The sequence below is a fragment of the Microbulbifer mixtoriginis (SeqCode) genome (genome assembly GCF_052466715.1).
On the sequence record NZ_CP174288.1, the window covers coordinates 782,414 to 795,208 of the forward strand.

10 protein-coding genes are annotated in these 12,795 nt (G+C 53.3%); 6 read left to right on the plus strand and 4 right to left on the minus strand.

Features of this window, described 5'->3' with window-relative positions; all coding sequences use genetic code 11:
- The first annotated feature begins 61 nt into the window (after positions 1–61).
- Both ACJJH9_RS03455 and ACJJH9_RS03460 read left to right on the plus strand, forming a co-directional pair.
- Entirely contained in the window at positions 62–1,495 is a 1,434-nt protein-coding gene (locus tag ACJJH9_RS03455; RefSeq protein WP_444898924.1) for an NfeD family protein, read from the plus strand.
- 85 nt (positions 1,496–1,580) lie between these two features.
- Positions 1,581–2,345: a slipin family protein gene (locus ACJJH9_RS03460; protein ID WP_252084790.1), complete on the plus strand. Its 765-nt coding sequence runs from the start codon at positions 1,581–1,583 to the stop codon at positions 2,343–2,345.
- Between the two features lie 82 nt (positions 2,346–2,427).
- On the opposite strand, the gene pgi is transcribed toward ACJJH9_RS03460, so the two are convergent.
- The 4 genes from pgi to nhaC all read right to left on the minus strand — a co-directional run bounded on the left by pgi (position 2,428) and on the right by nhaC (position 7,620).
- Positions 2,428–4,050, minus strand: a complete 1,623-nt coding sequence (gene pgi / locus ACJJH9_RS03465; protein WP_444924326.1) for a glucose-6-phosphate isomerase — start codon at positions 4,048–4,050, stop codon at positions 2,428–2,430.
- A gap of 311 nt (positions 4,051–4,361) precedes the next feature.
- Positions 4,362–4,556: a hypothetical protein gene (locus tag ACJJH9_RS03470; protein ID WP_252084792.1), complete on the minus strand. Its 195-nt coding sequence runs from the start codon at positions 4,554–4,556 to the stop codon at positions 4,362–4,364.
- A gap of 489 nt (positions 4,557–5,045) precedes the next feature.
- Positions 5,046–6,122, minus strand: a complete 1,077-nt coding sequence (locus ACJJH9_RS03475; protein ID WP_444924327.1) for a DUF3549 family protein — start codon at positions 6,120–6,122, stop codon at positions 5,046–5,048.
- Complete coding sequence (gene nhaC / locus ACJJH9_RS03480; protein ID WP_444885882.1) at positions 6,115–7,620, minus strand: Na+/H+ antiporter NhaC; 1,506 nt, start codon at positions 7,618–7,620, stop codon at positions 6,115–6,117. Before nhaC ends, ACJJH9_RS03475 begins: the two co-directional genes overlap by 8 nt.
- 327 nt (positions 7,621–7,947) lie before the next feature.
- On the opposite strand from nhaC, the gene ACJJH9_RS03485 reads away from it, so the two are divergent.
- From ACJJH9_RS03485 to ACJJH9_RS03500, 4 genes are all read left to right on the plus strand, one after another.
- The gene (locus ACJJH9_RS03485; RefSeq protein WP_444924328.1) at positions 7,948–9,117 is read left to right on the plus strand and encodes a 1-acyl-sn-glycerol-3-phosphate acyltransferase; all 1,170 of its coding nucleotides are present in this window, start codon (positions 7,948–7,950) and stop codon (positions 9,115–9,117) included.
- Positions 9,118–9,232: 115 nt separating this feature from the next.
- Positions 9,233–11,371 (plus strand): ATP-dependent DNA helicase DinG, encoded by a 2,139-nt coding sequence (gene dinG / locus ACJJH9_RS03490; protein WP_444924329.1) that lies wholly within the window; start codon positions 9,233–9,235, stop codon positions 11,369–11,371.
- Positions 11,372–11,476: 105 nt separating this feature from the next.
- On the plus strand, positions 11,477–11,800 hold the full coding sequence (locus ACJJH9_RS03495) for a YqcC family protein (RefSeq protein WP_444924330.1): 324 nt from the start codon (positions 11,477–11,479) through the stop codon (positions 11,798–11,800).
- Between the two features lie 283 nt (positions 11,801–12,083).
- Complete coding sequence (locus tag ACJJH9_RS03500) at positions 12,084–12,776, plus strand: ATP-dependent zinc protease family protein (RefSeq protein WP_252084798.1); 693 nt, start codon at positions 12,084–12,086, stop codon at positions 12,774–12,776.
- Positions 12,777–12,795: the final 19 nt, after the last annotated feature.

Genomic DNA, 12,795 nt, shown 5'->3' on the forward strand with positions numbered 1-12,795 from the left:
CCCCGGCCAGAAATACGATGGCTGGCCCGGGTTTCTCCGCAATCGCATCAGGGAAAGATGCATGTCGAATCAGATATCGTCAGCGGTATTCTTGCGCGGCGCGCTCATCCTGACGCTGCTTCTCGTCGTTTTGATTTCAAAAAGTGCCGCACAGGAAAGTACTTCCCCCCATGTGGCGCTGTTGACTATTGATGGCGCCATAGGTCCCTCTACGACGGATTACTTTAAGCGTGCCACTGAGAGTGCTGGTGAGCGCGGCGCTGAGTTAATCATTGTACATATCGATACTCCAGGCGGTCTGGATGCGGCTTCCCGAGATATTATTCAGCATATCCTTTCCTCTCCTATCCCTATTGCCATGTATGTGTACCCCTCGGGCGCCCGTGCAGCCAGTGCCGGCACCTATATCCTCTATGCCAGCCAGATAGCAGCCATGGCCCCGGCTACAACTCTGGGGGCCGCCACGCCGGTACAAATAGGCGGACCACCGGGAACGCCATCTCCAGGTGGCAACCCGAAAGAGAGCGACCAAAAAGAGGAAAAAGAAAAAGCGAATAAAGACGACGAAGAAGGTAAAGACGAGGACAAAAAGGAAAAGCCATTATCCGGCACCGCCATGGAGCGCAAGATGGTTAATGACTCCGTTGCTTTTATTCGAGGCTTGGCACAACGCAATGGACGCAATGCCGAGTGGGCGGAGAAGGCCGTTCGTGAAGCGGCAACTCTGACCGCTTCGGAAGCGCTAGAGATGAATGTTGTCGATATTGTTGCCAAGAATGACGAGGATTTACTGAAGCAAGTGGCCGGACGTAAAGTATCTCTTGATTCCGGTGAAATTACCATTTCGGCAGAGATTGCCCAACTCCCCATAGAAAATTACGAGCCAGATTGGCGTAATGAGTTACTGGCTCTGATTACCAATCCCCAGGTGGCTTATATTCTTTTATTGATCGGTATTTATGGGCTGATTTTCGAGGGGTATAGCCCCGGCGCTTTTGTGCCCGGCATTGTGGGGATTATCTGCCTGCTTTTGGCATTTTATGCTTTGCAGGTTTTGCCGATTAATTATGCCGGATTGGCGTTGATTATTGTTGGGGCGCTTTTGATTGTGGCGGAAGTCTTTATGCCCAGTTTTGGCGCCTTGGGAATTGGTGGGATTATTGCCTTGGTGATTGGTTCAGTAATGCTGATCGATACCGATGTGCCGGGCATGCAGGTGTCGCGAAAACTCATCGCGGCAATTGCTGGAGTGAGTGGTGTTTTTCTTTTGGGTCTTTTAATGGCGGTGGGCAGGAGTTTGCGCAAACCGCGACTTGCTTCCGATCAGGCCCTGGTGGGACGTGTGGCGGTGGTGAGCAATGTGAGCGAAGAAGAGGTGCTGGTGCACCTCGGTGGTGAAATATGGCGGGCGCACTGTGAGACGCCACTGGAGCCTGGGCAGCGAGTGCGTGTTATCGCCCAGCGTGGTTTGCTGCTCTATGTTGAGCCGGGCTAGTCATTGCGGTTGGCATTTAAATTGGCTTTTGCTGGTGCGAATTTACCCCAGCAAAATTTACAAGCAGTTATAGGGAGAGATAAGCATGGTCAGTTATTTTGTTGGGCTGTTGGTGCTCGCGGTATTACTGCTATTGATGTATGCCATCCGAATCTTGCGGGAATATGAGCGTGCGGTGGTCTTTTTTCTGGGGCGCTTTCAGACGGTGAAAGGACCTGGCCTGATTATCATCATCCCAATTATCCAGACCATGGAGCGTGTGGACTTGCGCACCGTAGTGATGGATGTCCCTACACAGGATGTGATAAGTCGCGATAATGTTTCAGTAAAAGTGAATGCGGTAGTTTATTACCGGGTTGTTAATTCACAGTCAGCGATTATCAATGTTGAATTTTATCATGAAGCTGTCAGTCAACTGGCCCAGACGACGCTTCGATCTGTACTGGGTAAGCATGAGTTAGATGAGATGCTTTCCGAGCGGGACAAACTCAATGTGGATATTCAAAAAATTCTTGATGAGCAAACTGATGCCTGGGGTGTTAAGGTCACTAATGTCGAAATTAAACATATTGACCTGGATGAGAGCATGGTGCGTGCTATTGCCCAGCAGGCTGAAGCAGAGCGGGCACGACGAGCCAAGGTAATTCATGCAGAAGGCGAAGCCCAGGCAGCCTTAAAGTTAACAGAAGCTGCCAATCAGCTATCTCAAAATGCTAACGCCATTACTTTGCGCTACATGCAGACCATGATTGATATTGCCGGAGCAAATAATAGCTCAACCATTGTGTTTCCACTTCCACTGGATTTGATTGAGCCTCTATTGAAACGTGGTGCTGAGGCGCAGAAATAAAGAATTCTCTTTCTCTGTGAAACATATCTAAAAAGGCCACATTTTGATGTGGCCTTTTTAGTGGAGCTCTCTGTAAATGGTCTTACAAGAGCTTTTCCATCAGAGAGTGAGTTGAACTATCCCAATCCTCGGGAACATTTCCATCTGCGGCATTATAAATCTGCGCACTTAACTGTTTGCCTAGCTCTACCCCCCATTGGTCAAATGGGTTAATTCCCATAAGGCAACCGCTAGTGAATACCTTGTGCTCGTAAAGCGCTAACAGAGCTCCCAGGTGATGCGGGTCTAACTTTTCCAGTATCAAAGTATTACTTGGGCGATTACCGGGAATGGCTTTATGTGGTGCCAGCGCATGGGCTTCGCGGTGGGTATAGCCGGCATCCTCCAGTTCCTGGCGGGCTTCGTGTAGGGATTTGCCGCGTAGTAGAGCCTGGCTCTGGCTGATACAGCAAGCCAGTAACCAGCGGTGTTGCTCGCTTAGCTCAGAGGTCGGTTGCTTGATGGCGATAAAATCCGCTGGAATCAGGTCGGTGCCCTGGTGCAATAGTTGATGGAAGGAGTGCTGTCCATTGGTCCCCTCGCTGCCCCAGATCACACTGCCGCTGGGATACTCCAGAGGCTTGCCCTCTTTATCCACGCTTTTACCCAGGCTCTCCATATCCAATTGCTGCATCCAGGCGGGAAATTTGGATAGACGCTGAGCATAGGGCAGAATCACTTGGCTGCAGGCACCCCAGCACTGGCGATACCAGAACTGAATAAGAGCCAGCAATACCGGCAGGTTTTCCTTCAGAGGGGCACTGGCAAAATGGGTGTCCATGCTATGGGCACCGGCCAATAGTTGCTCATAAACGTTGTAGCCGCAGGCCAGGATGATCGGCAGACCAATGGCCGACCACAGTGAGTAGCGGCCACCTACCCAGTCCCACATAGGGAAAATATTTTCTGGGGCAATACCAAAGTCTTGTGCGGCCACAATATTGCTGCTTACGGCAACAAAGTGTTGGGATAATTGTTTTTCAGTGGCACCCGCCGCTAATACCCATCGACGTGCACTCAGAGCATTCTCTCGGGTTTCCAGAGTGGAAAAAGATTTAGAGGCAATGATAAAGAGAGTCTCTTCGGGGTTGAGACCTTTGAGGGTATTACTGAGGTCGGCACCATCAATATTTGCTACGAAATGTACTCGAGTACTTTCCTTGTGCCATGAGCCGAGAGCCTCAACCACCATACGCGGACCGAGATCGGAGCCACCGATGCCGATATTGACGATATGGCGAATAGCTTTGCCGCTGAATCCGAGCCATTTTTGTTGATGGATGCCATCGGCAAATCGCTGCATCTGAACGCGGCAGTCGGCCACGGCGCGTTCGTGTTCGGTTTTTGCCGCTCCCTGAAAGCGAAGGGCGGTGTGTAGGGCTGGTCGATGTTCGGTATTATTGACATTGGCACCGTCAAGCAGGGCGGCAATCTGGCTGCCCAAATCCTGATCTTCGGCATAGTCGAGTAACAGTTGCAGAGTGTCCTGCCGCAGGTGATTTTTACTGAAGTCCAGATAGATACCAGAGGCTTCACAGCTAAAACTGGTTGTGCGCTGGGGATCGGTGGCGAAAAGTTCGCGTAAAGACCACTTTTGTTGTTTGAAATGAAATTGGAGTTGTCTGATTGCAGAGGCACGGCTCAGGGCCAGAGTTTCACTTGTCATGGTGGTCGTTAATAAACTCTCTTTTGAGTAATTTTTTTCGGTCTTCCCAAGCTGAACGGCGCTTGGTGTCGAAGGGCTGGCAATCCTAACTTATTACTTTCGTGGGACCAGTATCAGAGACGGTACAGTCTATTACAAGAAAAGAGTCTTCGCTAAGAATGGGGGAGAGAAAAAACAAATGCCGCTCGTTAAAGCGGCATTTGGTGGTGATCCATACTAAATAATGCTTTGTTACTTGTGTGTCTGTCAGTGTAAATTTAGTCAAAACCTCATTTAGTATGAATCACCACGCTGTTCTGCTTGAAAAGATTTTACTTCACCACTTTCATGCAGCGTACTCTGTCAGAAGCCATCCAGCAGTCAGCATCTGCAGGGCAGGCCATGGAAACTGGAATTTGTTCAGCACCTGGTGGGCAGTAAGCTGGCGGTGCCGGAGGGCTACAGCAACCTGCTAGAACCAGTGCACTGATAATACCGATTAAGTACTTGGCTGGAGTGAAATTCATCCCCTAACTCCTTTCCGTTGATGTTAGCCATTAGCATAGCCAATAAAACGTCACCTGTTGGTCAGCTTTGTAAAATGTGTTTTACAAAGAAGCCGCCTAATTGAGTGTAATAGGCGCAGGAAAAAAATAGCTGTCAGGTGCAAAGTCAGGGAGAAGTTTGCGCCAATTTGTGGGGTTTTAGGCTGTAAAAATAGCGTTTTCTTTCTGAGGCGCTGCTAAGTGTATTGTTTTTTGTGACGGCAGAAGGCGTTGGAATTTATTTTTTAATGTTTTTTGTTGCAGTTTTCTTTAGCGGGATTTTAGGTGAACTATTGCTGGAATAGAAGTTGGCGAATTTAAAAATGGCAGTCTTTTATTCGTTGCGCGGATGAGTACTTTTCTTATGAAGATGGCGAAATTCACTTATAGGTGAAATGTGTAAAGATAAGCAATGAAACATGGCAATGAGGTAGGCTGAAATTTTGCTACATCATTGCCAGATTGAAGACCCTAGTGAATGGGTTTGGGTCCATGAAGGAAATGACCGAAGGCCTGAGCTAGGGTTTCATTCCGTTCGGGGTCCCGTAATGTACTCAGTAGAGAAGTGCGCACCTTGGGCAGAAACATCAAGTCAGAGAGCAATAAGTTAAAGGTATCCTGGTTATTGCTATCTGCCAGTGCATTGAGCCAGAGTTTGGCTAATTGTGGATTTTCTAGGTCTTGGGGGCAGCGGCTGCCGATGGCAGCGAAAAGCTCTATAGACTTAGCGTTGATGCTCTGAGTGCTACTCGATGATTTTTGTGTCAGATGCTTTAAAACTTCTTGCAGTAAAGTGCTGCGCAACCCTTGCGCCGGCGAATGAGAGATACCACGCACTGCAGCGGCAATCAGGGTGAAATCTGGAGTGTCATTTTGTAACGAGTCACGTGCCCGAGTGGCGATGACTTCTACCAACTGGTGATCGACCGCTTCATTTTCCAGACAGTGGCACAGATTGACAAAAACTGGCGCAGCAATATGGGGCAACTGATTTAACAGAAGCTCTTTCTGGGAGTCCCAGCGGGCTGATAGATCGGCAATGCCCTGTAGGGCCAGGTTATCCCAGCGGGACTTCTGGGGGTTGTGAAAATAGTCGAGTACTGCTGCATAGTGCGCGCTAGGTGTACGCTTCAGAAGCCGTTGGGTGTGCGCGTGAAATGCAGCTTGGCGCTCGTTGGAAGGGGTATAAAGTAGACCGCTTTGTTGCAGTAATTGGTCCAGCTGCGCTGCGGATTCGGAAGCGGGCGCCTGCTTCAGCTCTTGGGCCAGGGCGCGCAGCAAGCCATCGCGGGCCTGTAGCTGTAGCTTGCCCTGCTCATCGAGGGGAAAACGCAGGAACCAAACCGCCGGTTCACCACCCTCAACGGGTTGCAGCAAGAGACCACTCCAGGCCTGGCGCAAATAGGGGTGAGGCCAGGCCTTTTGGCCCGCCTCGAAAGCCTCGGCTGTAGACTTTGGTACAGATTGAAGACGCCGGCCCAGATCGAACCAGCGTAATTTAAAGTCCGCCTCTTCTATCAGGGCGCTCAGGGTACCGCTTTCACTCATGACAGCTTTGTAGATTTCCTTCTTTTTTATCGGAGGGTGCTGTGGCCGCAACTGAGATCGGCATCTGCTTAAAGTGCAACCAGCCGTAGGCGATCGCTAGCAGCGGGCAGATGATGTTAAACAGGGCATAGGGTAGGTAAGAGAAGGTATAAATGCCAAGGGTAGCCGTCATATAGGCCCCACAGGTATTCCAGGGGATCAGTACGGAGGTGATGGTGCCGGAGTCCTCCAGTGTACGGGACAGGTTTAGCCCATGCAGGCCCTTCTCTTCAAAGGCTTCTCTGAACATACGGCCCGGAATAATAATTGCCATGTACTGGTCGCCAGCGGCGGCGTTCATGCCGAAACAGGTGAATACGGTGGAGGTCACCAAGCCGCCCACGGTTTTAATACGCGACAGAGTCCAGTTGACAATCACTTGTAGGAAGCCGGCGCGCTCCATGGCGCCACCGAAGGCCATGGCGGAGGTGATCAGCCACACGGTATTTAGCATGCTGCTCATACCGCCTTTCGAGAGGAGTGCGGCGACATTCTCATTCGTAGAGGTGGATTTATAGCCATCGAACAGGCTGTACCAGGCGCCTTTGAGCGCGGCCAGGGCACCTTCATCTCCCCCCAGACGGCGGGCAGTCTCCGGTTCGAAAATCAATGCGATGGCACAGCCCACCAGGGAGCCGACGATCAACGTGGGGAAGGCGGGGACTTTGCGCCAGGCCATAGCGAGTAGCAAGATCAGAGGCAGCAGGCTGATCAGGGAGATTTTGAATTCGCTCTTCAGGGCGGTAAGTAAAGACTCGATATCTGAGGCGGAGGCAGTGCTGGCTTCAGAAGTGAGGCCGAGATACGCGAACACCACCAAGGCGATAACGAAGGCTGGAATCGCGGTCGACATCATATGGCGAATGTGCTGGAACAGATCATTCGATGTTACCGCCGCAGCCACGTTAGTCGTGTCAGATAGCGGCGACATCTTATCGCCAAAGTAGGCGCCGGAAATTACCGCACCCGCAGTGATTTCCGGGGACAAGCCAAGAGCACCGGCAATCCCCATCAGAGCCACACCCAGTGTGCCGGCGGTGGTCCAGCTGGAGCCGATGCTAAGACCCACTACGGCACAGATAATACAACTGGCGGCGTAGAACCATTGGGGCGAGAGTATCTGTACCCCGTAATAAATCATCGACGGCACGGTACCGGCTAATATCCAACTGCCGATCAAAGCGCCCACCGCCAGTAGTATCAGAATCGCGCCGAATACCAGGCCGATGCCGTGCAGCATGCCGCCTTCCATATCACTCCAGCTGTGGCCATTTTTCATGCCCATCAGCGCAACTACACAGGCGCACAACAGCAGTGCAATTTGGTTGGGGCCGTAAGAGGAGTCGGCGCCATAGAAGTACACTGACAGCGATAAGAGAGCGACCAGGATCCCCAAGGGGATCAACGCATCCAGCAGGCTGGGCGTGCGCGGTTCATTGGTGGGGGTGGCTTGAGACAAGGTGGACTCCTGCTTGACTGCGTGGCTTGTGCCGTATTCGTTATCGTTGTTTTTGCCGTCGGCGGCGGTTGACCTTCCTATTCTCCCGGCTTGGGACGGCGAAGTCTACTTTGAATAGCAATTGGGACAGGAGGACCTTTTTGCTGACTGACCCGTCTAACGGTTATTTCATCGCCTTGGTCATCAATCTGGTCGGGTGAGGTGCTAGCAGTTCGGCGAGGCTTCCGGTATGTTCTGCGCCGATTTCTTATCCCGGCTACCCTGTGGCCGTACAATAAAATGAGCCCGGGCCACGGGTAGATAGTCGGTCCGGCAGGTAGTGATGTCATGAGAGCAAGTGAGTTAGACCCCGCTCAATTTGAGGATATGCGCCCTTATCGCGACGATGAGGTGCGTGCTGTATTGGACAGGCTGATCGCCGATCCGGAAATGTCCCACGCTGTAGCGCATTTCCTGATCCCCAAACTGGCGCGCCTGGAAGGCCCCCTGGCCTGGCTGGTACGCCAGTTCCTGCGTTTTGAATTCCGCAAAGTGAACGATGTACGTGGTGTACAGGCGATTGTAGAAAAATACATCGACAAGGTGGTGAGCCGCACCACCTCCGGGCTGACGATTTCCGGGCTAGATACCCTGCCGCGGGAGCGCGCCTGTCTCTTTGTAAGCAATCACCGGGATATCGCCATGGACCCGGCTTTTGCCATCGTGTCCATGTACAAGGAGGGGCATGAGACCTCCCGAATCGCCATCGGCGATAACCTGCTGGGCAAGCAGTTTGCCGGCGATATTATGAAGCTCAACAAGTGCTTTACGGTTAAGCGCAGTTCTGGCACCCGCAGGGAAAAGCTGCAGTCGGCGACAATGCTGTCTAACTACATCTACCATTCCATCGTGAATGACAATGAGCATGTGTGGATCGCGCAGCGCTCCGGGCGTGCGAAGGATGGTATGGATCGTACTAATCCGGCCTTGGCGGCCATGTTCGCCATGACGAAAGATCGGGATATGCCCTTTGCGGATTTCTGGCGCAAGTTGCACATAGTGCCGCTGTCCATCTCCTACGAGTGGGACCCCTGCGATGCCCAGAAAGCCAAGGAACTCTACATCACCGAACACAAGGACGAGTACAAGAAGGCCAAGAACGAGGATCTGGCCTCCATCGGCAAGGGTGTGATCGGCTTCAAAGGGCGGGTGCACACCGCATTTGGTACACCGATCGAGGCGGATTTCAATGACGTTAACAGCGTCGCTGAAGAGATTGATCGCCAGATTGTCGGCAATTACACCCTGCATCCCACGAATCTGATCGCCTACGAAATGATCTACGGCGAGGTGTCCGGATTGCCGGTGGGTTACCCGCACAAGCCCTGGGATGCCAGTGAACACTTGGAGACCCGTGAGAAGTTTGAAGCGCGCATGGCCAAGGTCGATGAGCGTTGGCGGGAAAAGGCGATCCAGGCCTATGCCAATCCGGTAGTTTCACGCCTCGCATTTGAATAACTTTTTTGGAATCAGTGTAAGAGGGGCACTCAGCCTCTGCGGTGCTGGTGAGGAGGGGGCGCTTAGTGGATAATAACGCCCCCTGCGCCACCCACTAGCGAATAGACTCTCCCCCGTGCTCAACGATAAACACAAAACTGCCATCCAGGCTGCCTACAGCCAATTCCTGTCCAGCCGTGGCCTCAAGGCCCGTTATGGGCAAAAACTGATGGTAGCAGCCATTGCCCGTACGCTGGGCTCGATTGTGCAAAGTGCCAGTGGCGAGCGCGACAACAGTAAGACAGATGGCGAGCATATCTGTGTGGTGGAAGCCGGTACCGGTACCGGTAAAACGGTCTCCTATTTACTTGCCGCCATTCCCCTGGCCCAGGCCCAGGACAAAACCCTGGTGATTTCCACCGCCACAGTTGCTTTGCAGGAACAGATTATCCACAAGGACCTGCCCGAAGTGGCGCGTCACAGTGGCCTCAACTTTGAGTTCACCCTGGCTAAGGGGCGCGGTCGCTACCTGTGCCTGTCAAAATTAGATCAACTACTCTCCAGTTTTTCCGCCAGCGGTACCGGCCTCTCTCTGGGACTCTATGAAGACGAGCTGCCCCAGGTGGGAGAGGACAGTGTTGCCCTCTACCAGAAGATGACTGACAGTCTGACCTCTGGCCGTTGGGATGGTGACCGCGACAACTGGCCGGAAACTATCGAGGCCGATGACTGGAGTCGGATCACTACAGATCACCGTCAGTGCAGCGGCCGTCGCTGCCCCCATGTCACCAATTGCAGTTTCTTTCGCGCGCGCGAGAGCTTGGGCAAGACCCAAGTGATTGTTGCCAATCACGATTTGTTACTGGCGGACCTGGCCCTGGGCGGCGGTGCCATATTGCCTCCCCCAGAAGAGACGATTTACGTGCTCGACGAGGCCCATCACCTGCCGGACAAGGCCCTCAATCACTTCTCCCATCACAGCCGTGTCGGCGCCTCCACCGGTTGGCTCGACCAAGCCAACAAGGCCCTTGGCCAGATGTTGGGAGAGATCGGCGATGGTGCCGAACTGGATCGCTCTGGTGAGCAGCTACCGGCGGTGCTCACCTCTGCCAAACAGGGCTTGGAGCAGATGTGGCCGCTGATTGAGGAATTGTGCGAATTTGAGGATGAGCGGGGTAATACCACCCGACACCGCTTCGAGGGTGGAGTGGTGCCGGATTCCATGATGCAGCTGGCGGAAAAGCTGCGCGAGGATTTTGACGAGCTGGAGGGGCTGTTCGGCAAAATGTTGCAAACGGCCCAGCGTATGCTTGAGGACGCTCACTCTCCGGTGCCTATTGTAGATCTGGAGCGTTGGTACCCGCAGCTAGGCAGCTGGTATGGGCGTGCCGAGGCCAATTTGTTGCTCTGGGCCAACTATGCCCGCGCAGATGCCGATGGCGCCTTGCCTCAGGCGCGCTGGATTACTCTGGTGGATTGGGGGGGGTCGACCGATTTCGAAGTGTGCAGCTCGCCCATTCTGGCCGGAAAGACCTTGGATTACAGCCTTTGGCGGCGCTGCTATGGTGCGGTGCTTACTTCAGCGACCCTCACCGCACTGGGCAAGTTTGACCGCCTGCGCATGCGTGCCGGTACCCCGGAAAATGCCAGCTACCAAGTGGTCCCCAGTCCCTTTGATTTTTCCCGAGCCACCCTGCAGGTTCCCGCTTGTGCCGTGGATGCAGGTAAGGCGGACCAGCACACCGATGCGGTGATTGATGCTCTACCGGAGTTGCTCAAGGACTCTGGTGGCTCCCTAGTACTCTTCTCCTCTCGCCGCCAGATGGAGACGGTCTACGAGGCACTGCCCGGTACCTGGCGCAACCGCATCCTGATGCAGGGGCAGCAGTCCCGTCAGCATTTACTCGACTCACACCGTGAAATCGTCGATGGTGGTGGCAGCAGTGTGTTGTTTGGTCTTGCCAGTTTTGCCGAGGGCCTGGATTTGCCTGGGGATTACTGCAGGCATGTGGTGATTGCCAAGTTGCCTTTCGCGGTGCCCGATGACCCAATTGAGGCGGCCTTGGCAGAATGGATTGAGGCCAAGGGTGGCAATCCATTTATGCAGATCACCGTGCCGGATGCAGCCCTGAAACTGGTACAGGCCTGCGGTCGTTTGTTGCGTGCGGAAGGGGATAGTGGAACAGTCACCCTGCTGGATCGCCGTGTAGTGAGTCGTCGCTACGGCCAGGCGATTCTCAATTCACTGCCGCCTTTTAACCGCCATATCGAATAACCTCTTACTCTTTGGTGTGCCCCATTTTCGTCTACAGGTTTGGAATTCCTGCCAGGGGCACTGGGATTACAAGCTGCCCGGCAGGGCGGTTTAGGGATTGGATCTATGCAAGCTATTTACTCTGAAGTCGCCGATCAATTGTTACAGCTCGAAGCCGAGTTGCGCCGCATGGCCCTGTGGCAGGAGGAGTCCCCAACAGCGGAAGCCTTAGCCAGCAGGGAACCTTTCTGTGTAGATACCCTGACTCTGCCGCAGTGGCTGCAATTCATCTTTTTGCCGCGTATGCGCCAGCTAATTGAGGGGCAGATGCCGCTACCGCAACAGTGTGGCATAGCGCCAATCGCGGAAGAGTTCTTCAAAGAAAGGGGAGGCGGTGAGCCTCTGATCAAGATTCTCAAGGGCATCGACGAGCGCCTGCAGCGCGGCTGAGTCCTCCTCTCTGGCGTCCACTGGGCGCCCCACCTCGCTTTCATCTACTTTGTTAGCTATAACGATTCACGGTTGGCCGTCAAATTCTCAAGATCTGGCGCGTGTCACATTGTGGCGCTTGCATCGCTCGACTCTAGGAACATCCCTGTTCACCAAGCTCTTTCATAGGCTAATATCGGCCTTTTGCTTGCGTTGGGAGGAATTTCTGCGCTTGCTACCGTGAACGCTGCGAAGACAGTGCGGTCGGATTGGAATGCTAATGGGGCTAGAGGTAATCGTTAGGATGCAGAAATTTTCCCTTCTGTGGTTATTGGTCGCGGTCCAGTTATTGCTGGGCTGTCAGTCGCTGATGTACCCCGCACAGAGCCAGCAAGGGGCAGAACCCGCTACTGCACAATCGGGCCAATCTCAGGGCGAAATACTCCAGTGCCCAGAGCCTGTGGAGGTGATCTGCGCAGAACCAGAGGTCAGGGTCGTTGAAAAAGTCATCGAACGAACCCTTGAAAAAGTAGTCGAAGTGCCCGTCGCCAAGGACAAACTGGTACTAGGAGCCGTGGAGAAAATCTCTATCGAGCCCTCCGGTCTGGTTGTTGAGTCTGTGGTGGATACCGGTGCGCCGACAACCACCTTGCGCGCCCAGACACTGACACGCTTTGAGCGCGATGGTGAGGACTGGATCAGAATTCAGCTGGCACTGCCGGAAGTGGATGGTAAGGCCGAAACTTCTACCATCGAACTGCCCATCAAACGCCATATCCGTGCGAACCGTATTGGTTTCCCTAGCCAGCGTCGCCCGGTAGTGGAGATGAATCTCACTGTGGGTGAGGTTACTCATATGGTTGAGGTCAGTCTGACGGATGAGGGCCGCAACGATATTGTGATGGTGCTGGGACGCAATTTCCTCAAAGATGCCGCGGTTGTCGATGTGAGCCGGCGCAATATCCAAGGGCAGCCTCGGGTGTTCGGGAATAAATAGGCCGCTTATTAAGATTAGG